Raw genomic sequence first — 22160 nt, forward strand, 5'->3', positions numbered from 1 at the left:
GCGACAGCCAGTTGGACAGACCGTGAACGCAGTGAGCGGGCTGCCCGCAGGGCGAGCGAAGCGAGTCAATCCCCCCTCACCGCCATCTTTAAAGAAGAGCTCGTACGAAGGTACGGGCTTTTTTTTTCGTATATTGCACACACCGGGGGGATGGGAAGCCCCGACAGGGGTTCGACAACTGGCGACAGCCAGTTGGACAGACCGTGAACGCAGTGAGCGGGCTGCCCGCAGGGCGAGCGAAGCGAGTCAATCCCCCCTCACCGCCATCTTTAAAGAAGAGCTCGTACGAAGGTACGGGCTTTTTTTTCGTATATTGCACACACCGGGGGATGAAAAGCCCCGACCGGGGTTCGACAACTGGCGACAAACTCAATCATCATCCTTGCAGTTGATAAGAATTTCTGCCTCTTTTACAACTATCTTATTACGTCCGGTTTCTTTCGCTTTATATAGTGCATTATCAGCCATTCGATAGATTTCATTCGGATTTAACGCACTTCCCTGAGTCACCACAGCGCCAATGCTAATCGTCACTTTTTGCGGTATGGCGTATTCAGGATTATCGCCTGTCAAACGCTCTACATTTGCCCTTATCCTTTCGGCTAAAACTTTCGCGCTTTCAGTATCGGTCTCCGTCAGCAAGACGCCAAACTCTTCGCCGCCAACGCGTGCTAAAAGGTCATTTGGTCGTATGCTTTTCCCAATGATGCTCACCACTGTTTTTATCACCTGATCGCCAACCGGATGCCCCCACGTATCGTTAACTTTTTTAAAGTGATCGATATCCATAATCATGACACAATAAGACGTTTTTTGGGCTGATGCTGATTGAGCCTTCAGTTCATTGAAAAAATAATTCCTGTTAAATATATTAGTTAATGGATCGCGATGGGCAATGTTCTTTGTTACTCGTAGCGCACTGAAAATATGGCACATAAATATTACCATAACGGTTAATTTACTGACTACTTCAATAGTGCGGCTAATATACCAAGTGGACACACTATACCTGCTCATAAATAACAGAGAGATATTATACAGCACGGCACAGAAAGCAATCACTGATACTCCATTCCAGATATCACAGCGTAAACCATTAAAGTATAGATTAACCAAAAGCAAGATTAACCACATGAAAATCATTATGGTAACATATGAGGTTTTCCAGACTACCTGACCATTTTCATTTGTTAACTCGGCAATATGTAAACTGTAGTCATCATAATGACTACTTAGCATGTGAGCAACTGCCGCCCCCCCAAAAATAAAAAATAGGCTTATACACAATGTCATTTTTTTGGAAAAAAAACAGCGTTTCTTATTGTTTTCACTAACTTTATTCACCAGCGCTAGCAATATTAACATGCACAAACTCATCTGACGAAACAAATAATAAATTGCAATATCATTTTGTACAACGCTGCTTATCAAATGCCCCTCAATAAATTGCTGAATGATAATGACAGTTTTAACAAAGTAAATCAAACAACTCAGAAACGCTAAACTAAGTATGCAGTTTGAAAATTGCACACGATCATAAATGAAATACAATTGCATGAAAATAAATGCAACGGTATCGATAAAAAATAAAGCAATCATAACCATTAGATAGGTTGATCGTGGAACAACCTCCTCAACGGTTGGCTGATTAAACCAACTATTTACCAAAACGAATGCAAGCCCAAACAATAAGCTCACCAATACAGTACTACTAATTCCCAAATAGTCTTTTTCCATAAAGCTACACCAATCTGTAGGTTGTAGATCCCTTTCTGTCACTAATAGATATAAGAACTGTACTGTTGTCAATATAAAAATCCACCACAAACAATACCAATGATGATAGTTGCAGACCGCAATTATTATTACCTTAGTGCTTTATACATTCTTCGCGACAAGACAGGCTTGCAAATACATATAAATGGTTATAAGGAAATCCTTATAAAACATTAATTCATAGATATATTAGGAATAACAATTGAATCCGTGAGTACAGTAACGCTGCATTTCATCAGGACTTTCGAAAAATCCGATATCATGCATCGGAATTTACTGATTTAATTATTTTAATCCTAATTTATTTTGAAAAAGGCATTGGGATTTATGCCGTATTCCTGAAGTTCCTCATCATTGGAATGGATTTTCGGGCGAGAAAAGGATTTTATATGGATACTCTACTCATCATTTCTTCTTCTCATCATCAACAATTCACGTCTCTCTTCCGCGTTTAATAATGGATTATGATGTGCAAAAAAATATCTTTCGTTTCAGTTACCTGTAATTAGATACAGAGAGAGATTTCGGCAATACATGGAGTAATACAGGATGTATTCAAGTAGCAGAAAAAGGTGCCCGAAAACCAAATGGGCTTTGAAAATTCTTACTGCCGCATTTTTAGCAGCGAGTCCCGCGGCGAAGAGTGCTGTTAATAATGCCTATGATGCATTGATTATCGAAGCTCGCAAGGGAAATACTCAGCCAGCTTTGTTATGGTTTGCACAAAAATCAGCACTCAGTAATAACCAAATTGCTGACTGGTTACAGATTGCCTTATGGGCCGGGCAAGATAAACAGGTTATTACCGTTTACAACCGCTACCGTCATCAGCAATTACCAGCGCGTGGTTATGCAGCTGTCGCCGTCGCTTATCGTAACCTGCAACAATGGCAAAACTCGCTTACACTGTGGCAAAAGGCACTCTCTCTGGAGTCGCAAAATAAGGATTATCAACGGGGACAAATTTTAACCCTGGCAGATGCGGGTCACTATGATTCTGCGCTGGTTAAACTTAAGCAGCTTAACTCTGGAGCACCGGACAAAGCTAATTTACTCGCAGAAGCCTATATCTATAAACTGGCGGGGCGGCATGAGGATGAATTACGGGCGATGACAGGGTCATTACCTGAAAATGCCTTAACGCAACAATATCCCACAGAATACGTGCAGGCATTACGGAATAATCAACTTGCTGCCGCGATTGACGATGCCAATTTAACGCCAGATATTTGCGCTGATATTCATGCCGAACTGGTCAGACTGTCGTTTATGCCTACGCGCAGTGAAAGTGAACGTTATGCCATTGCCGATCGCGCCCTCGCCCAATACGCTGCATTAGAAATTCTGTGGCATGATAACCCTGACCGCACTGCCCAGTACCAGCGTATTCAGGTTGATCATCTTGGCGCGTTATTAACTCGCGATCGTTATAAAGACGTTATTTCTCACTATCAGCGTTTAAAAAAGACGGGGCAAATTATTCCGCCCTGGGCGCAATATTGGGTTGCGTCGGCTTATCTCAAAGAACATCAGCCAAAAAAAGCACAGTCAATAATGACAGAGCTCTTTTATCACAAGGAGACCATTGCCCCGGATTTATCCGATGAAGAACTTGCGGATCTCTTTTACAGCCACCTGGAGAGTGAAAATTATCCCGGCGCGCTAACTGTCACCCAACATACCATTAATACTTCGCCGCCTTTCCTTCGGTTAATGGGCACGCCTACGAGCATCCCGAATGATACCTGGTTACAGGGGCATTCGTTTCTCTCAACCGTAGCAAAATATAGTAATGATCTTCCTCAGGCTGAAATGACAGCCAGAGAGCTTGCTTATAACGCACCAGGAAATCAGGGACTGCGCATTGATTACGCGAGTGTGTTACAAGCCCGCGGTTGGCCTCGTGCGGCAGAAAATGAATTAAAAAAAGCAGAAGTGATCGAGCCACGTAATATTAATCTGGAGGTTGAACAAGCCTGGACAGCATTAACGTTACAAGAATGGCAGCAGACAGCGGTCTTAACGCACGATGTTGTCGAACGTGAACCGCAAGATCCCGGCGTTGTACGTTTAAAACGTGCGGTTGATGTACATAATCTTGCAGAGCTTCGTATCGCTGGTTCAACAGGAATTGATGCCGAAGGTCCGGATAGTGGCAAACATGATGTCGACTTAACCACCATCGTTTATTCACCACCGCTGAATGATAACTGGCGCGGTTTTGCTGGATTCGGTTATGCCGATGGACAATTTAGCGAAGGAAAAGGGATTATTCGCGACTGGCTTGCGGGTGTTGAGTGGCGGTCACGTAATATCTGGCTTGAGGCGGAGTACACCGAACGCTTTTTCAATCATGAGCATAAACCCGGCGCGCGCCTGTCTGGCTGGTATGATTTTAATGATAACTGGCGTATTGGTTCGCAACTGGAACGCCTCTCTCACCGCGTTCCATTACGGGCAATGAAAAATGGTGTTACAGGCAACAGTGCACAGGCTTATGTTCGCTGGTATCAAAATGAGCGGCGTAAGTACGGTGTCTCTTGGGCTTTCACTGATTTTTCTGACAGTAATCAGCGTCATGAAGTCTCACTTGAGGGTCAGGAACGCATCTGGTCTTCACCATATTTGATTGTCGATTTCCTCCCCAATCTGTATTACGAACAAAATACAGAACACGACACCCCATACTACAACCCTATAAAAATGTTCGATATTGTTCCGGCATTTGAGGCAAGTCATTTGTTATGGCGAAGCTATGAAAATAGCTGGGAGCAAATCTTCAGCGCAGGTGTTGGTGCCTCCTGGCAAAAACATTATGGCACGGATGTCGTCACCCAACTCGGCTACGGGCAACGCATTAGCTGGAATGACGTGATTGATGCTGGCGCAACGCTACGCTGGGAAAAACGACCTTATGACGGTGACAGAGAACACAACTTATACGTTGAATTCGATATGACATTCAGATTTTAAGGATAAATATGTTACGTAATGGAAATAAATATCTCCTGATGCTGGTGAGTATAATTATGCTCACTGCGTGCATTAGCCAGTCAAGAACATCATTTATACCGCCACAGGATCGCGAATCTTTACTCGCCGAGCAACCGTGGCCGCATAATGGTTTTGTGGCGATTTCATGGCATAACGTTGAAGACGAAGCTGCCGACCAGCGTTTTATGTCAGTGCGGACATCAGCACTGCGTGAACAATTTGCCTGGCTGCGCGAGAACGGTTATCAACCGGTCAGTATTGCTCAAATTCGTGAAGCACATCGAGGAGGAAAACCGCTACCGGAAAAAGCAGTAGTGCTGACTTTTGATGACGGCTACCAGAGTTTTTATACCCGCGTCTTCCCAATTCTTCAGGCCTTCCAGTGGCCTGCTGTATGGGCCCCCGTCGGCAGTTGGGTCGATACGCCAGCGGATGAACAAGTAAAATTTGGCGATGAGATGGTCGATCGAGAATATTTTGCCACGTGGCAACAAGTGCGAGAAGTTGCGCGTTCCCGGCTCGTTGAGCTCGCTTCTCATACATGGAATTCTCACTACGGTATTCAGGCTAATGCCACCGGCAGCTTATTGCCTGTATATGTAAATCGTGCATATTTTACTGACCACGCACGGTATGAAACCGCAGCAGAATACCGGGAAAGAATTCGTCTGGATGCTGTAAAAATGACGGAATACCTGCGTACAAAGGCTAAGGTAAATCCACACGTTTTTGTTTGGCCTTATGGCGAAGCGAATGGCATAGCGATAGAGGAATTAAAAAAACTCGGTTATGACATGTTCTTCACCCTTGAATCAGGTTTGGCAAATGCGTCACAATTGGATTCCATTCCGCGAGTATTAATCGCCAATAATCCCTCATTAAAAGAGTTTGCCCAGCAAATTATTACCGTACAGGAAAAATCATCACAACGGGTAATGCATATCGATCTTGATTACGTTTATGACGAAAACCGCCAGCAAATGGATCGCAATATTGATGTGCTAATTCAGCGGGTGAAAGATATGCAAATATCAACCGTGTATTTGCAGGCATTTGCTGATCCCGATGGTGATGGGCTGGTCAAAGAGGTCTGGTTTCCAAATCGTTTGCTACCAATGAAAGCAGATATTTTTAGTCGGGTTGCCTGGCAATTACGTACCCGCTCAGGTGTAAACATCTATGCGTGGATGCCGGTATTAAGCTGGGATTTAGATCCCACATTAACGCGAGTAAAATATTTACCAACAGGGGAGAAAAAAGCACAAATTCATCCTGAACAATATCGCCGTCTATCTCCTTTTGATGACAGGGTCAGAGCACAAGTTGGCATGTTATATGAAGATCTTGCCGGACATGCTGCTTTTGATGGCATATTGTTCCACGATGATGCTTTGCTTTCAGATTATGAAGATGCCAGTGCACCGGCTATCACGGCTTATCAGCAAGCAGGCTTTAGCGGGAGTCTGAGCGAAATTCGACAAAACCCGGAGCAATTTAAACAGTGGACCCGCTTTAAAAGTCGTGCGTTAACTGACTTCACTTTAGAACTTAGTGCGCGCGTAAAAGCCATTCGCGGTCCACATGTTAAAACTGCACGAAATATTTTTGCACTTCCGGTAATACAACCTGAAAGTGAAGCCTGGTTTGCACAGAATTATGCTGATTTCCTAAAAAGCTATGACTGGACCGCTATTATGGCTATGCCTTATATGGAAGGTGTCGCAGAAAAATCGGCTGACCAATGGTTAATACAATTGACCAATCAAATTAAAAACATCCCTCAGGCTAAAGACAAATCTATTTTAGAATTACAGGCACAAAACTGGCAGAAAAATGGTCAGCATCAGGCTATTTCTTCGCAACAACTCGCTCACTGGATGAGCCTATTACAACTGAATGGAATGAAAAACTATGGTTATTATCCCGACAATTTTCTGCATAACCAACCTGAAATAGACGTTATTCGTCCTGAGTTTTCAACAGCCTGGTATCCGAAAAATGATTAATCGCATCGTATCGTTTTTTATATTATGTCTGGTGTTATGCATACCCCTATGCGTAGCGTACTTTCACTCTGGTGAACTGATGATGAGGTTCGTTTTCTTCTGGCCGTTTTTTATGTCCATTATGTGGATTGTTGGCGGCGTCTATTTCTGGGTCTATCGTGAACGCCACTGGCCGTGGGGAGAAAACGCACCAGCTCCCCAGTTGAAAGATAATCCGTCTATCTCCATTATCATTCCCTGTTTTAATGAGGAGAAAAACGTTGAGGAAACCATACACGCCGCTTTAGCACAGCGTTATGATAACATTGAAGTTATTGCCGTAAATGACGGTTCAACAGACAAAACCCGTGCCATCCTGGATCGCATGGCTGCACAAATTCCCCACCTGCGGGTCATTCATCTGGCGCAAAACCAGGGGAAAGCCATTGCGCTTAAAACCGGAGCTGCCGCGGCGAAAAGTGAATATCTGGTGTGCATTGATGGCGATGCGTTATTAGACCGCGATGCGGCGGCATATATTGTGGAACCGATGTTGTACAACCCGCGTGTGGGTGCCGTAACCGGTAATCCTCGTATTCGAACACGTTCTACCCTGGTGGGTAAAATTCAGGTTGGCGAGTATTCCTCAATTATTGGTTTGATCAAGCGAACCCAGCGTATCTATGGAAACGTATTTACCGTTTCTGGTGTTATTGCCGCATTTCGTCGCAGCGCCCTGGCAGAAGTGGGTTACTGGAGTGACGATATGATCACCGAAGATATTGATATTAGCTGGAAGCTGCAGTTGAATCAGTGGACGATTTTTTACGAGCCACGGGCGCTGTGCTGGATATTAATGCCTGAAACGTTAAAAGGGCTGTGGAAACAGCGCCTGCGCTGGGCTCAGGGCGGTGCAGAAGTATTCCTCAAAAATATGACAAGGCTATGGCGCAAAGAAAACTTTCGAATGTGGCCACTGTTTTTTGAATACTGTCTGACGACAATATGGGCCTTTACCTGCCTGGTCGGTTTCATTATTTACGCAGTCCAACTTGCAGGTGTACCGTTAAATATTGAATTGACACATATCGCTGCGACACATACTGCCGGAATATTATTGTGTACGTTATGTTTACTGCAATTTATTGTCAGCCTGATGATCGAGAATCGCTATGAGCATAATCTGACTTCATCGCTTTTCTGGATTATTTGGTTCCCGGTTATCTTCTGGATGCTGAGCCTGGCAACGACATTGGTATCATTTACACGAGTCATGTTGATGCCTAAAAAGCAACGCGCCCGTTGGGTAAGTCCCGATCGAGGGATTCTGAGAGGTTAATATGAACAATTTAATTATTACGACCCGACAATCGCCAGTACGTTTAATGGTTGATTATGTTGCCACAACCATCTTATGGACATTATTTGCTTTGTTCATATTCTTATTCACCATGGATCTGCTGACGGGTTATTACTGGCAAAGCGAGGCCAGAAGCCGACTTCAGTTCTATTTTTTGCTGGCAGTGGCGAATGCCGTCGTGTTAATTGTCTGGGCGCTGTACAATAAGCTGCGTTTTCAAAAACAGCAGCATCATGCAGCCTACCAATATACGCCGCAAGAATATGCAGAGAGCTTAGCAATACCTGATGAGCTCTATCAGCAACTACAAAAAAGCCACAGGATGAGCGTACACTTCACCAGCCAGGGGCAAATAAAAATGGTTGTTTCAGAAAAAGCGCTAGTCCGGGCATAAACACCCAAAACAAAGCCCGGTTCGCCCGGGCTCTGCGCCGATAATACACTTAACTGTATGCATGTAGCGTACGTTGGCAAAGTGCCGAACGTACGCAATCCTCTTTACCGAATCGGACGATCCCGACCATTTCATCCTCTTCGAAACGTTCCAGCGCGTCACTTAATCCGGAGCGCACGCCGCGAGGCAAATCGCATTGCGTGATATCACCGTTGACGATAACCGTCACGTTCTCCCCGAGGCGGGTTAAAAACATTTTCATTTGCGCAGCAGTCACATTCTGCGCCTCGTCAAGAATGACGACTGCATTTTCAAAGGTACGTCCACGCATATAGGCGAACGGCGCAATTTCGACCTTCCCTATTTCCGGTCGCAGGCAATACTGCATAAAGGAAGCCCCTAAGCGCCGGACCAGCACGTCGTAGACCGGGCGAAAATAGGGAGCAAACTTTTCTGCGATATCTCCAGGTAAGAAGCCAAGATCTTCATCGGCTTGCAGAACTGGACGGGTGACAATAATCCTGTCGACATCCTTATGTATCAGGGCCTCTGCCGCTTTTGCTGCACTGATCCAGGTTTTTCCGCACCCGGCTTCGCCGGTGGCGAATATCAGCTGCTTACTCTCAATAGCCTTCAGATAGTGCAATTGCGCTTCATTTCGCGCGAGGATGGGCGAGGTATCGCGACTGTCGCGGGCCATACCAATGGCTTCTACGCCGCTCATCTGCACAAGCGAGGTGACCGATTCTTCTTCACGCTGCTTATGGCTGCGCGAATCCCGTCTCAGCACACGTTTTGCCTCGCGACGAGCTTTGATCACTGCTTTTTGTCTTCCCATGGAGAGCACCTTGAGTTGTTTGTATTCATCACACGCGCCGTTGGCAGCGCGATTATGCGCACGAACATCAGAGGGTTGGCTTCCTTGTAAGCCATAGTTTGCTGTTGGATAAAATGCCGAAAAACGGCTACGCACACCGTTTGCGGCGTCGGTAACACATGAAAAGTAAGGAAGAATTTGAAAATGCAAAGTGACGAGATGACTACCGGAGGAGAAATCTCCGCGAGTGGTGGAGCGTTGCTTAACAAAACATTGTCCAGTACAGGACGTTACCATCCGCGATCTCCATAGTGACTGACTATCACTGCCGGGAACTTCCGCTGCTACTTAATAATTACAACAGATCTCGCATTCATTGCAACAATATATTCACTTATATTTAACTATAAAACACCATTTCAGTGACATTAGTTTCTACTGGAAAGATGACAGAGTGATGACAGTGATGAAAAAAGCTGTGTGCTTTCAGCAGGATTCGCGTCAGGCATCAACGCACGAACGCCGGATGCGGCGTGAACGCCTTATCCTGCCTACCGAACCCGCACCGATTGTAGGCATGATAAGACGCGCAAACGTCGCATCAGGCATCAGCGCACGAACGCACGAACGCACGAACGCCTGGTACGGCGTAAACGCCTTATACGCCTAAAAACATTAAACCCGCAATAATGCGCTTCCGAGATAATCGTTCGCGTCCTTCACACCCGGCAGCGCAAAGAAATAGCCTCCACCGATAGGTTTGACATATTCCTCCAGCGCTTCGCCATTGAGCCTTTTTTGTACTGTCAGGAAGCCTTTTTCCAGATCGTGTTGATAGCAGACAAACAGTAGCCCCATATCCAGTTGCCCGGAGTTGGTGACGCCCAGTGAATAACTGTAGCCACGACGCAGCATCAGGCTGGACTCACTCTCCGCCGTGCGGGGATTCGCCAGCCGGATATGGCTGTCCAGCGCAATCACCTTCCCTTCCGGGTCGCTGGCGTAATTGGGAACATCATGCTCATGCTGCATTCCCAGCGGCGCACCGGTTTGCTTATCACGACCAAATATCGTCTGCTGCTCTTTCAGCGGCGTTCTGTCCCAAAATTCCACTCGAAACTGAATCAAGCGTACTGCCTGATAGCTGCCACCGATTGTCCACGCAGGCTCCTGCTGATCTGTCGTCACCCACACCACTTTTTGCATCAACTTCGCATTCTGGCTATCGGGATTGGCGGTGCCGTCTTTAAAGCCCAGCAAATTTATCGGCGTCTCTTTGCCTTTACTGCGCGCTGCGTGGTCGGAAATAAACCCTTCCCGCTTCCAGCGCACGCTGAGCAAATCCGGCGTGTGTTTAATGATATCGCGCAGTGCATGGATCACCGTGTCCTGGGTATTGGCGCAAATCTGTAGCAACACATCACCATGACATAACGCCGCATCAAGCGAGTCGTTAGGGAAACGTGTCATCTTCTGCAACTTTTTCGGCATCTGCTGCGCAAGGCCAAAACGCTCATCAAACAATGAGTAGCCCACCGATAACGTGATGGTGAGATTATCGGGCGCAATGTAGCCGCCAAGAATGCCGGAATCGCGTGGCGGCAGGCGTGGATTTGGCGTTTCTGGTGCTGCTCCGCCCTGAGTCAGAAAAGCAAAACGCTGAGTCAACAAGCGAAACAATCGCTCAAGATCAGCTTTATCGCTGGCAAGCACATCAAACGCCACCAGCATCATTGCCGCCTGCTGCGGCGTCAGAATACCCGCCTGATGTTCGCCATAAAACGGCTGCGCTTCACTGCGCGCATCCGGTGAAAGCGTCCCCGGCGCACTTAGTGGTTTTTGCGCATGCGCTACCGGGCAACTTCCCGCCAGTGCCAGCGCGCCAATCCCTTTCAGTAAACGTCGGCGTGACGGTTCATTCACGCCGTTTTCATCTTCATACTGCATAACGCTTAATCCAGTCCCAGCACACCACGAAGTTGCGCCAGATCTTCCGCCAGCGCAGTAATCGGCCCTTTCAGCGCATTACGATCGGCATCGGTCAATTTATCGTAGGTTTCAAAACCGTCTTTAGTACGGTATTTCGCCAGAATGGTATCGACCTTTTTGAAGTTAGCATCGACTTTTGCCAGCAGTTCCGGGTTGGCTTTTTGTAGTTGTGGACGCAGCAGATCGACAATTTTCTGCGAGCCTTCAACGTTAGCCTGGAAGTCCCACAGATCGGTGTGGCTGTAGCGATCTTCTTCACCGCTGATTTTGCTGGCTGCTACTTCCTCAATCAGTCCGGCTGCGCCGCCGACCACTTTTGAAGGTGGGAAAGCCAGTTCACTGATGCGTTTTTGCAAATCGACCACATCGGTATAAAGCTGGTCAGCGTACTGATCCATTCCTTTGGTAGTGTTGTCGCCAAACAAGGCTTTTTCCAGACGATGGAATCCGGTGAATTTCGGATCGGCGGCTTTTTGCTCGTAATCATCTTCACGGGCGTCAATGCTACCATCCAGATCAGAGAACAGCTCAGCAATCGGTTCAATGCGCTCATAGTGCTGGCGCGTCGGCGCATACAGTGCTTTCGCTTTTTCGATATCGCCTGCTTTGATGGCGTCGGTAAAGGCTTTAGTGTCGGTCACCAGCTGTGTGGTTTCCGCCATGACATACGCTTTATATGCAGTAATTGCACCACCAAGACTTAACAGCGCATCGCTCTGCGCCGCATCCGCCGTTGCCTCACCTTTGACGATCAACTTCCCTTTCGGGTTTGTCAGCAGACCGCAGGTCATATCGTATTCACCAGGCTGTAAATTTGCCGTCATTTTCTGGCTAAAACCAGGGGCGATATTTTCCCGCTCTTCCACCACCATCACGCCTTTGAGGATCTCCCACTCCAGCGCCTTCTGGCTATGGTTCTGAATAATGAACTGTGTTTTCCCGGCGTTAACCGTAATGGTCATCGGTTCGCACTGCTTATCTGTCACAGTGACGTTGACCTGCGGAATATCAGCGGCGTTAGCCATAAAAGCAGAAGAGCACAGCGCAGCCACGCTCAACTGCAATGCGTTACGGCGGAAGTTAATGGTCATGACGAGACTATCCCTTTAAAGTATGTTGTAACTAAGCAAGAGTTTGCGTCATTTTCGTTACGCGGAGCGAGACGCTGTCGCCCCTGCGCGCGGCGGCAGAGCAAATGCCACCAGCGCCGGGATGAGATAAATAAACCAGACGGCGACTTCGCTGACGCTCGGCGCTTCCTGATAACCAAAGATACCTTCCATCAGCGTACCGAACAGCGAGTGAGTTGAGAGCACCGCGCTCATATCGAAGGCGATTTCCTGAAAGTGGTTCCACAGCCCGGCTTCATGAAACGCGCGAATAGCACCTGCCGCCAACCCTGCGGCGACGAAGAGAATAAACAGGCTGGTCCATTTAAAAAACGCGCCAAGATTGAGGCGAATACCGCCCCAGTAGAGCAGGAAGCCGAGCACCACGGCTGTAGCAAGACCGAGCATTGCACCCAGCGGAGGCCAGATCCCGACATCTTGTTGAAACGCCGCCAGCAGGAAAAAGACCGACTCCAGCCCTTCCCTTGCAACGGCAAAAAAGACCATCATCACCAGCGCCCAGCCATGATGATTCCCACGCTGCAATGCGCTATCGACTGCCTGTTCCAGTTGCACTTTGACGTTGCGCGACACTTTACGCATCCAGAAAACCATCCAGGTGAGGATCACCACGGCAATCACCGCCACGATACCTTCGAACAATTCCTGCTCTTTTTGCGGAAATTCGCCGGTGGTTTCATTAATGAAGATACCCAGCCCCAGGCACAACGCAGCGGCTAGCAACACGCCAATCCACATGACACCAATCCATCGACCTCGCTGGGTACGCTTAAGATAGCTGGCAATCAGGCTGACAATCAGCGCGGCTTCAAGTCCTTCGCGCAACATAATGAGAAACGGAACAAACATGCCACCCACCCTTAAACGTTTTTCTGAGTCAATCTATGCAAAGAAAAGTAAATCGCAGTGATAGCGATTATCATTACGGTGAAGAAAAACACAAGCGGAATGTAGTGATAATGATGAGGAAATGTAAATTTTTTTGAGAGAAAATGCAGAGGGCAATCACTGATTGCCCTCTGCCTGCTTCTGATTATGACGTGGGATTTTCGGTAAAACGCCTTCCCTTACCCTTCCTGCAACCGTGACGGCGGCGCTGAATGATAGTGCGCATCGGCGTCAGCAAAGCGTTTTTGCATTGCCGCTGACGGTGCTTTACCCAGTAAACTAAACACCACAATCCCAATGCTACCGAAGATAAAGCCCGGAATAATTTCGTACAGTCCCAGCCAGCCGAACTGCTTCCAGACGATAACCGTCAGCGCGCCAATGATCATCCCCGCCAGCGCACCGTTGCGCGTCATGCGTGACCACATCACCGAGAACAGCACCACCGGACCAAACGCCGCGCCAAAGCCTGCCCACGCGTAGCTCACTAAGCCCAGCACGCGGTTTTCCGGGTTTGCCGCCAGCGCAATCGCCACCAGCGCCACCACCAACACCATCACACGCCCTACCCACACCAGCTCTTTCTGGCTGGCCTGTTTACGCAGAAACGCTTTGTATAAATCTTCGGTAATCGCGCTGGAACATACCAGCAGCTGGCAACTTAAGGTTGACATTACCGCCGCCAGAATCGCCGACAGCAAAATCCCGGCAATCCACGGGTTAAACAGAATTTGCGCCAGTTCGATAAACACGCGCTCGGCGTTCTGGTTTACCGCGCCTGCTACCGCCGGGTGCTCATTAAAGTAAGCAATACCAAAGAAGCCGACAGCCACCGCCCCTGCCAGGCAGAGGATCATCCAGGTCATACTGATACGACGCGCATGGACAATACTATAGTGAGAATCCGCCGCCATAAAACGCGCCAGAATATGCGGCTGACCGAAGTAACCCAGCCCCCAGCCCATCAGCGAGATAATGGCGACAAAATTCAATCCTTTGAGCATATCCACGTTTTCAATGCTCTTTTGTTTGATCACTTCCAGCGAGTCGCCAAACCCACCAACGCTAATGATTACGATAACCGGCGTCAGGATCAGGGCAAAAATCATCAGGCTGGCCTGTACAGTGTCAGTCCAGCTCACCGCAAGGAAGCCGCCAATAAAGGTGTAAAGGATCGTCGCCGCAGCTCCCGCCCACAGAGCCGTTTCGTAGCTCATGCCGAAGGTGCTTTCAAACAAACGCGCGCCAGCCACAATGCCCGAAGCACAATAAATGGTGAAGAACAGCAAAATTACCAGCGCGGAGATAATGCGCAAAATACGGCTTTTATCTTCAAAACGCCCGGTAAAATAATCCGGCAATGTTAAGGCGTTATTATTGTATTCGGTATGCACACGCAAGCGCCCGGCCACCAGCTTCCAGTTAATCCACGCGCCTAATGTCAGGCCAATGGCGATCCAGCTTTCGGAAATCCCGGAAAGAAAAACCGCGCCCGGCAACCCCATTAACAGCCAGCCGCTCATATCCGACGCACCTGCCGATAATGCCGTCACGAATGGCCCAAGGCTGCGACCGCCAAGAATATAGTCGTCGAAGTTTTTGGTTGATCGCCAGGCGATGAACCCAATCAATATCATGCCAAAAATATAGACACAGAATGTCACCAACATCGGTGTGCTAATAGCCATCTAAAGTCTCCAAAAAATTATTATCGGCAATGTCGAAACTTGCCGTTATATCTGCCACCGGAACGGGGTAACAGAGTTTATGTTTTCCCAGGGCGACCGTATCCTGCCGGAAGCGCTGGTTATTCACAATCGATTTAACACACCATTTACATTAAATTTTAGTGCTCAGCGATACTATTTTTCATCAGGTTGCACTCCCTCACATTTTTTGTGGTTGCACCTTTCAAAAATGTTAACTGCCGCAGAGAAAAAGTCTGAGTTATTTTTTTAATCCCTGTCATATCGATTTCTTTTATTAACATTTCATTCATTTTTAAGCTTGCTACGCAGGTCACATTTAACATGGTTGCACAAAGTTGCAACATCATGGATATTTCACGATAACGTTAAGTTGCACCTTTCAGAACAACAGGAGTAATGGCATGGGAACCACCACCATGGGGGTTAAGCTGGACGACGCGACGCGTGAACGCATTAAGTCTGCCGCGACACGTATCGATCGCACACCGCACTGGTTAATTAAGCAGGCGATTTTTTCTTATCTTGAACAACTGGAAAACAGCGATACTCTGCCAGAGCTACCTGCGCTGCTTTCTGGCGCGGCCAATGAGAGCGATGAAGTACCGAATCCGGCAGAGGAACCACACCAGCCATTTCTCGACTTTGCCGAGCAAATTTTGCCACAGTCGGTTTCCCGTGCGGCTATCACCGCCGCCTATCGCCGCCCGGAAACCGAAGCGGTTTCTATGCTGCTGGAACAAGCTCGCCTGCCGCAGCCGGTTGCTGAACAGGCTCATAAACTGGCGTATCAACTGGCCGATAAACTGCGTAATCAAAAAAATGCCAGTGGTCGCGCAGGCATGGTTCAGGGATTATTGCAGGAGTTTTCGCTGTCATCGCAGGAAGGCGTGGCGCTGATGTGTCTGGCGGAAGCGCTATTGCGTATTCCCGACAAAGCCACCCGTGATGCGTTAATACGCGACAAAATCAGCAACGGTAACTGGCAGTCACATATTGGTCGTAGCCCGTCGCTGTTTGTTAATGCCGCCACCTGGGGGCTTCTCTTTACCGGCAAACTGGTTTCTACCCATAACGAAGCCAGCCTCTCCCGTTCGCTGAATCGCATTATCGGTAAGAGTGGCGAACCGCTAATCCGCAAAGGTGTGGATATGGCGATGCGCCTGATGGGTGAGCAGTTCGTCACTGGTGAAACCATCGCGGAAGCGTTAGCCAATGCCCGCAAGCTGGAAGAGAAAGGTTTCCGTTACTCATACGATATGCTGGGCGAAGCCGCACTGACCGCAGCGGACGCGCAGGCATATATGGTTTCCTATCAGCAGGCGATTCACGCCATTGGTAAAGCCTCCAATGGTCGCGGCATTTATGAAGGTCCGGGCATTTCAATCAAGCTGTCGGCGCTGCATCCGCGCTACAGCCGCGCCCAGTATGACCGGGTAATGGAAGAGCTTTACCCACGTCTGAAATCACTAACCTTGCTGGCGCGTCAGTACGATATTGGTATTAACATTGATGCCGAAGAGGCCGATCGTCTGGAGATCTCCCTCGATCTGTTGGAAAAGCTTTGTTTCGAGCCTGAACTGGCAGGCTGGAACGGCATCGGTTTTGTTATTCAGGCTTATCAAAAACGCTGCCCGCTGGTGATCGATTACCTGATTGATCTCGCCACCCGCAGCCGTCGTCGTCTGATGATTCGCCTGGTGAAAGGCGCGTACTGGGATAGTGAAATCAAACGTGCGCAAATGGACGGCCTTGAAGGTTATCCGGTTTATACCCGCAAGGTGTATACCGATGTTTCTTATCTCGCTTGTGCGAAAAAGCTGCTGGCGGTGCCAAATCTCATTTACCCGCAGTTTGCAACGCACAACGCCCACACGCTGGCGGCAATTTATCAACTGGCGGGTCAAAACTACTATCCGGGTCAGTACGAGTTCCAGTGCCTGCATGGTATGGGCGAGCCACTGTATGAGCAGGTCACCGGGAAAGTTGCCGACGGTAAACTTAACCGACCGTGTCGTATTTATGCTCCGGTCGGTACCCATGAAACACTGCTGGCATATCTGGTGCGTCGCCTGCTGGAAAACGGTGCTAACACCTCGTTTGTTAACCGTATTGCTGATACCTCTTTACCACTGGATGAACTGGTTGCAGATCCAGTCACTGCAGTAGAAAAACTGGCGCAGCAGGAAGGGCAAACTGGATTACCCCATCCGAAAATTCCCCTGCCGCGCGATCTTTACGGTCACGGGCGCGACAACTCGGCAGGGCTGGATCTCGCCAATGAACACCGGCTGGCATCACTCTCCTCTGCCCTGCTCAACAGTGCACTGCAAAAATGGCAGGCCTTGCCAATGCTGGAACAACCGGTCGCGGCTGGTGAAATGTCACCCGTTATCAACCCGGCGGAACCGAAAGATATTGTGGGCTATGTGCGTGAAGCCACGCCGCGTGAAGTAGAACAGGCGCTGGAAAGTGCAGTTAATAACGCGCCAATCTGGTTTGCCACGCCTCCGGCCGAACGCGCGGCGATTTTGCATCGCGCTGCCGTACTGATGGAAAGTCAGATGCAACAACTGATTGGTATTCTGGTGCGTGAGGCCGGAAAAACCTTCAGTAACGCCATTGCCGAAGTGCGTGAAGCCGTCGATTTTCTCCACTACTACGCGGGACAGGTGCGGGATGATTTCGCTAACGAAACCCACCGTCCATTAGGGCCAGTGGTATGTATCAGCCCGTGGAACTTCCCGCTGGCGATTTTCACCGGGCAAATCGCTGCCGCACTGGCGGCAGGTAACAGCGTACTGGCAAAACCGGCAGAACAAACGCCGCTGATTGCCGCACAAGGGATTGCCATTTTGCTGGAAGCGGGTGTACCGCCAGGCGTGGTGCAGTTGTTGCCCGGTCAGGGTGAAACCGTAGGCGCGCAACTGACGGGTGATGATCGCGTGCGCGGGGTGATGTTTACCGGTTCAACCGAAGTCGCTACGTTACTGCAACGCAATATCGCCAGCCGCCTGGACGCTCAGGGCCGCCCAATTCCACTCATTGCGGAAACCGGCGGCATGAACGCGATGATTGTCGATTCCTCCGCCCTGACCGAACAGGTCGTCGTGGATGTACTGGCCTCGGCCTTCGACAGTGCAGGTCAGCGTTGTTCGGCGCTGCGCGTGCTGTGTCTGCAAGATGAAATTGCCGACCACACGTTAAAAATGCTGCGCGGTGCAATGGCCGAATGCCGGATGGGTAATCCGGGTCGCCTGACCACCGATATCGGTCCGGTGATTGATGGCGAAGCGAAGACCAATATTGAGCGCCATATTCAGACCATGCGTAGCAAAGGCCGTCCGGTGTTCCAGGCGGTGCGGGAAAACAGTGAAGATGCCCGTGAATGGCAAAGCGGCACCTTTGTCGCTCCGACGCTGATCGAACTGGATGACTTTGCCGAATTACAAAAAGAGGTCTTTGGTCCGGTGCTGCATGTGGTGCGTTACAACCGTAACCAGTTGCCGGAACTGATCGAACAGATTAACGCTTCCGGTTATGGTCTGACGCTCGGCGTCCATACGCGCATTGATGAAACTATTGCCCAGGTCACTGGCTCGGCCCATGTCGGTAATCTGTATGTTAACCGTAATATGGTGGGCGCAGTGGTTGGGGTGCAACCATTCGGCGGCGAAGGGTTGTCCGGCACCGGGCCGAAAGCAGGTGGTCCGCTCTATCTCTACCGTCTGCTGGCGAATCGCCCGGAAAGTGCGCTGGCGGTGACACTCGCGCGTCAGGATGCGGAGTATCCGGTCGATGCGCAGTTGAAAGCCGCATTGACTCAGCCGCTAAATGCACTGCGGGAATGGGCGGCAAACCGTCCAGAATTGCAGGCGTTATGTACGCAATATGGCGAGTTGGCGCAGGCAGGAACACAACGATTGTTGCCAGGGCCGACGGGTGAACGCAACACCTGGACGCTGCTGCCGCGTGAGCGCGTGTTGTGTATTGCGGATGATGAACAGGATGCGCTGACTCAGCTCGCCGCCGTGCTGGCGGTGGGCAGCCAGGTGCTGTGGCCGGATGATGCGCTGCATCGTCAGTTAGTGAAAGCATTACCATCGGCAGTCAGCGAACGTATTCAACTGGCGAAAGCGGAGAATATAACCGCTCAACCATTTGATGCGGTGATCTTCCACGGTGATTCGGATCAGCTTCGCGCATTGTGTGAAGCCGTTGCCGCGCGGGATGGTGCAATTGTTTCAGTGCAGGGTTTTGCCCGTGGCGAAAGCAATATCCTGCTGGAACGGTTGTATATCGAGCGTTCGCTGAGCGTGAATACCGCTGCCGCTGGCGGTAACGCCAGTTTAATGACGATCGGTTAAGCAGGTTGCCGGAGGATGCTATAACCTCCTCCGGCATCATTAACGTGGTCGAATCCCCTCAAGAATAATCCGCTGCACGTTTTCAACCGTTTGATTGAAAAACACTTCATCGCGCAACGTGGCACCTGTCACCGCCTCCACCTGAGGGGCGAAATCGGCGTAATGTTGAGTGGAAGCCCAGATCATAAAAATCAAATGCTGCGGATCAATCGGCGCGAGTTTGCCGCTTTTAACCCAACCGGCAATCAGCGCCGATTTCTCATCAATTAACGTTTTCAAATCGCCCGTTAGCTCATCCATTAATAACGGTGCGCCTGCCAGCATCTCCATACAGAACAGGCGCGAAGCCTGCGGATAATCGCGGGAGACTTCCAGCTTCAGACGGATGTACTCTTTAATCGCTGCCAGTGGGGCGAAATCTTCTCGAAACGCTTTTAACGGTGCCAGCCAGATATCGAGAATCTGCCGCAGTACGGCTATATACAGCGCCTCTTTTGACGGAAAGTAATACAGCAGATTGGTTTTTGAAACGCCCGCCAACTCTGCGATCTGCTCCAGCCTTGTGCCATGAAAACCGAATTGTGAAAAAGTGTCCAGTGCTGCGCTAAGAATCGCTTTTTTCTTCGCGCTCACTGCGCGCGAACGTTTACCCGTTGTTTTCACTGCGCCTTGCGTCATGCGCTCTCCCCTCTTGTAGATTGGCAACAGGATAGCAAAACCCCTGCCCGGCCTCGACCTTCTGCACTCTCATCGCGCACGGATGCATGTTTTATGTGCAACTGTTTTGACCGTTTAGTCCACTTTTTTCCAGACATTTTAGACAACTTAACATTAACACATTAATAACATTCACTTTTTAAAAACTGGCATCCGCTTTGCAAACAAACCATTACGCGGCTGAAAAGGATATGCAGGATGCAGCGCCCCGTCTGACTTTCACTTGACGAGACGAAGAGAGGTTGATGATGAAAATTGGCGTATTCGTACCTATTGGCAACAACGGTTGGCTCATTTCGACCCACGCGCCGCAGTACATGCCGACCTTTGAACTGAATAAAGCCATCGTGCAAAAAGCGGAGCACTACCATTTCGATTTCGCCCTGTCGATGATCAAACTGCGTGGTTTTGGCGGCAAAACTGAGTTCTGGGATCACAACCTGGAGTCGTTCACTTTGATGGCGGGGCTGGCAGCCGTGACCTCACGCATTCAGATTTACGCCACTGCCGCCACCTTAACGTTACCTCCGGCAATCGTCGCCCGTATGGCCGCAACCATTGACTCCATCTCTGGCGGGCGTTTTGGCGTAAACCTGGTGACTGGCTGGCAAAAACCCGAGTATGAGCAGATGGGCATCTGGCCTGGCGATGACTATTTTTCCCGTCGTTATGACTATCTCACCGAATATGTCCAGGTGCTGCGCGACCTGTGGGGAACGGGGAAAAGCGATTTTAAAGGCGATTTTTTCACCATGAACGATTGCCGCGTCAGTCCACAACCGAGCGTACCCATGAAAGTGATCTGTGCCGGGCAAAGCGACGCTGGCATGGCGTTCTCCGCCCAGTATGCCGATTTCAACTTCTGTTTCGGCAAAGGCGTAAATACACCCACGGCTTTCGCCCCGACCGCTGCGCGGATGAAACAGGCCGCAGCGCAAACCGGGCGCGACGTTGGCTCTTATGTGTTGTTTATGGTGATTGCCGACGAAACCGACGATGCCGCTCGTGCCAAATGGGAACACTATAAAGCGGGTGCCGATGAAGAGGCGTTAAGCTGGCTAACCGAACAAAGTCAGAAAGATACCCGCTCCGGTACTGACACCAACGTCCGTCAGATGGCCGATCCCACTTCGGCGGTAAACATCAATATGGGGACGTTAGTCGGTTCTTACGCCAGTGTCGCGCGCATGTTAGATGAAGTCGCAAGCGTACCTGGTGCCGAAGGCGTGCTGTTGACCTTCGATGATTTTCTGTCGGGAATCGAAACCTTCGGCGAGCGTATTCAACCACTGATGCAGTGCCGCGCCCATCTCCCTGCGCTAACTCAGGAGGTGGCATGATGACGACCTTAACCGCTCGACCAGAAGCCATTACCTTCGATCCGCAGCAAAGTGCGCTGATCGTGGTGGATATGCAAAACGCTTATGCCACGCCAGGTGGCTATTTAGATCTCGCCGGGTTTGATGTCTCAACCACTCGCCCGGTCATTGCCAATATTCAAACCGCCGTGACCGCGGCACGAGCGGCAGGGATGTTGATCATCTGGTTTCAAAATGGCTGGGATGAACAGTATGTCGAGGCTGGCGGTCCCGGCTCACCGAATTTTCATAAATCGAACGCCCTGAAGACCATGCGTAAGCAGCCGCAGTTGCAGGGAAAATTACTGGCGAAAGGCTCATGGGACTATCAACTGGTGGATGAGCTGGTGCCGCAGCCTGGCGATATTGTGCTGCCGAAGCCGCGCTATAGCGGTTTCTTCAATACGCCGCTGGACAGCATTTTGCGCAGCCGCGGAATTCGCCACCTGATTTTCACCGGTATCGCTACCAACGTCTGCGTCGAATCGACGCTGCGCGACGGCTTTTTTCTGGAGTATTTCGGCGTGGTGCTGGAAGACGCAACCCACCAGGCGGGGCCGGAGTTTGCGCAGAAAGCCGCGTTGTTCAATATCGAAACCTTTTTTGGCTGGGTGAGCGACGTCGAAACGTTCTGCGACGCGCTTTCTCCCACGTCCTTTGCCCGTATCGCTTAAGGAGT

General features: G+C 49.6%; 15 protein-coding genes. 7 read left to right on the forward strand and 8 right to left on the reverse strand.

Annotated elements, in window-relative coordinates:
- Positions 1–369 precede the first annotated feature (369 nt).
- Positions 370–1737, reverse strand: coding sequence for a GGDEF domain-containing protein (locus AABJ99_RS14540; protein ID WP_039021518.1), 1368 nt, complete (start codon positions 1735–1737; stop codon positions 370–372).
- Between the two features lie 588 nt (positions 1738–2325).
- On the opposite strand from AABJ99_RS14540, the gene pgaA reads away from it, so the two are divergent.
- The 4 genes from pgaA to pgaD are packed head-to-tail and all read left to right on the forward strand — an operon-like array spanning position 2326 to position 8509.
- On the forward strand, positions 2326–4749 hold the full coding sequence (gene pgaA / locus AABJ99_RS14545; RefSeq protein ID WP_039021519.1) for a poly-beta-1,6 N-acetyl-D-glucosamine export porin PgaA: 2424 nt from the start codon (positions 2326–2328) through the stop codon (positions 4747–4749).
- Between the two features lie 8 nt (positions 4750–4757).
- Complete coding sequence (pgaB, locus tag AABJ99_RS14550) at positions 4758–6776, forward strand: poly-beta-1,6-N-acetyl-D-glucosamine N-deacetylase PgaB (RefSeq protein ID WP_039021520.1); 2019 nt, start codon at positions 4758–4760, stop codon at positions 6774–6776.
- Positions 6769–8094 carry a poly-beta-1,6-N-acetyl-D-glucosamine synthase gene (pgaC, locus tag AABJ99_RS14555; protein ID WP_072039637.1) on the forward strand — a complete coding sequence of 442 codons (1326 nt, stop codon included), beginning with the start codon at positions 6769–6771 and terminating at the stop codon, positions 8092–8094. The genes pgaB and pgaC overlap by 8 nt, the downstream gene beginning before the upstream one ends.
- A 1-nt stretch (position 8095) precedes the next feature.
- Positions 8096–8509 carry a poly-beta-1,6-N-acetyl-D-glucosamine biosynthesis protein PgaD gene (pgaD, locus tag AABJ99_RS14560; RefSeq protein ID WP_001061101.1) on the forward strand — a complete coding sequence of 138 codons (414 nt, stop codon included), beginning with the start codon at positions 8096–8098 and terminating at the stop codon, positions 8507–8509.
- Between the two features lie 49 nt (positions 8510–8558).
- Here pgaD and phoH read toward each other — a convergent pair whose 3' ends face one another.
- The 6 genes from phoH to AABJ99_RS14590 form a co-directional block, all read right to left on the reverse strand.
- Positions 8559–9347: a phosphate starvation-inducible protein PhoH gene (phoH, locus tag AABJ99_RS14565; protein ID WP_000533536.1), complete on the reverse strand. Its 789-nt coding sequence runs from the start codon at positions 9345–9347 to the stop codon at positions 8559–8561.
- A 654-nt stretch (positions 9348–10001) separates the two neighbouring features.
- Positions 10002–11273 (reverse strand): iron uptake transporter deferrochelatase/peroxidase subunit, encoded by a 1272-nt coding sequence (efeB, locus tag AABJ99_RS14570; RefSeq protein ID WP_039021523.1) that lies wholly within the window; start codon positions 11271–11273, stop codon positions 10002–10004.
- Between the two features lie 5 nt (positions 11274–11278).
- A complete protein-coding gene (efeO, locus tag AABJ99_RS14575; RefSeq protein ID WP_039021524.1) occupies positions 11279–12406 on the reverse strand; it encodes an iron uptake system protein EfeO in 1128 nt (375 codons plus the stop codon).
- Between the two features lie 57 nt (positions 12407–12463).
- Entirely contained in the window at positions 12464–13294 is an 831-nt protein-coding gene (gene efeU, locus AABJ99_RS14580) for an iron uptake transporter permease EfeU (protein WP_000497942.1), read from the reverse strand.
- Positions 13295–13512: 218 nt separating this feature from the next.
- Complete coding sequence (putP, locus tag AABJ99_RS14585; protein WP_039021525.1) at positions 13513–15021, reverse strand: sodium/proline symporter PutP; 1509 nt, start codon at positions 15019–15021, stop codon at positions 13513–13515.
- Positions 15022–15179: 158 nt separating this feature from the next.
- A complete protein-coding gene (locus AABJ99_RS14590) occupies positions 15180–15389 on the reverse strand; it encodes a hypothetical protein (RefSeq protein ID WP_000979518.1) in 210 nt (69 codons plus the stop codon).
- Positions 15390–15443: 54 nt separating this feature from the next.
- Between AABJ99_RS14590 and putA the strand changes: the two genes are divergently transcribed.
- Complete coding sequence (gene putA / locus AABJ99_RS14595; protein ID WP_039021526.1) at positions 15444–19406, forward strand: trifunctional transcriptional regulator/proline dehydrogenase/L-glutamate gamma-semialdehyde dehydrogenase; 3963 nt, start codon at positions 15444–15446, stop codon at positions 19404–19406.
- Positions 19407–19445: 39 nt separating this feature from the next.
- On the opposite strand, the gene rutR is transcribed toward putA, so the two are convergent.
- The gene (gene rutR / locus AABJ99_RS14600) at positions 19446–20084 is read right to left on the reverse strand and encodes an HTH-type transcriptional regulator RutR (RefSeq protein WP_001354904.1); all 639 of its coding nucleotides are present in this window, start codon (positions 20082–20084) and stop codon (positions 19446–19448) included.
- Positions 20085–20371: 287 nt separating this feature from the next.
- Between rutR and rutA the strand changes: the two genes are divergently transcribed.
- Positions 20372–21463, forward strand: coding sequence for a pyrimidine utilization protein A (gene rutA / locus AABJ99_RS14605; protein WP_001353302.1), 1092 nt, complete (start codon positions 20372–20374; stop codon positions 21461–21463).
- Positions 21463–22155 (forward strand): peroxyureidoacrylate/ureidoacrylate amidohydrolase RutB, encoded by a 693-nt coding sequence (gene rutB / locus AABJ99_RS14610; protein WP_024210573.1) that lies wholly within the window; start codon positions 21463–21465, stop codon positions 22153–22155. Before rutA ends, rutB begins: the two co-directional genes overlap by 1 nt.
- Positions 22156–22160: the final 5 nt, after the last annotated feature.

The organism is Escherichia coli, from assembly GCF_036503815.1.
Lineage (GTDB): Bacteria > Pseudomonadota > Gammaproteobacteria > Enterobacterales > Enterobacteriaceae > Escherichia > Escherichia coli_F.

Bases quoted from the DNA above. Each gene is read 5' to 3' on its own strand.
- AABJ99_RS14540 (WP_039021518.1), bottom strand. From the start codon at position 1,737: ATGGAAAAAGACTATTTGGGAATTAGTAGTACTGTATTGGTGAGCTTA.
- pgaA (WP_039021519.1), top strand. From the start codon at position 2,326: ATGTATTCAAGTAGCAGAAAAAGGTGCCCGAAAACCAAATGGGCTTTG.
- pgaB (WP_039021520.1), top strand. From the start codon at position 4,758: ATGTTACGTAATGGAAATAAATATCTCCTGATGCTGGTGAGTATAATT.
- pgaC (WP_072039637.1), top strand. From the start codon at position 6,769: ATGATTAATCGCATCGTATCGTTTTTTATATTATGTCTGGTGTTATGC.
- pgaD (WP_001061101.1), top strand. From the start codon at position 8,096: ATGAACAATTTAATTATTACGACCCGACAATCGCCAGTACGTTTAATG.
- phoH (WP_000533536.1), bottom strand. From the start codon at position 9,347: ATGGGAAGACAAAAAGCAGTGATCAAAGCTCGTCGCGAGGCAAAACGT.
- efeB (WP_039021523.1), bottom strand. From the start codon at position 11,273: ATGCAGTATGAAGATGAAAACGGCGTGAATGAACCGTCACGCCGACGT.
- efeO (WP_039021524.1), bottom strand. From the start codon at position 12,406: ATGACCATTAACTTCCGCCGTAACGCATTGCAGTTGAGCGTGGCTGCG.
- efeU (WP_000497942.1), bottom strand. From the start codon at position 13,294: ATGTTTGTTCCGTTTCTCATTATGTTGCGCGAAGGACTTGAAGCCGCG.
- putP (WP_039021525.1), bottom strand. From the start codon at position 15,021: ATGGCTATTAGCACACCGATGTTGGTGACATTCTGTGTCTATATTTTT.
- AABJ99_RS14590 (WP_000979518.1), bottom strand. From the start codon at position 15,389: ATGATGTTGCAACTTTGTGCAACCATGTTAAATGTGACCTGCGTAGCA.
- putA (WP_039021526.1), top strand. From the start codon at position 15,444: ATGGGAACCACCACCATGGGGGTTAAGCTGGACGACGCGACGCGTGAA.
- rutR (WP_001354904.1), bottom strand. From the start codon at position 20,084: ATGACGCAAGGCGCAGTGAAAACAACGGGTAAACGTTCGCGCGCAGTG.
- rutA (WP_001353302.1), top strand. From the start codon at position 20,372: ATGAAAATTGGCGTATTCGTACCTATTGGCAACAACGGTTGGCTCATT.
- rutB (WP_024210573.1), top strand. From the start codon at position 21,463: ATGACGACCTTAACCGCTCGACCAGAAGCCATTACCTTCGATCCGCAG.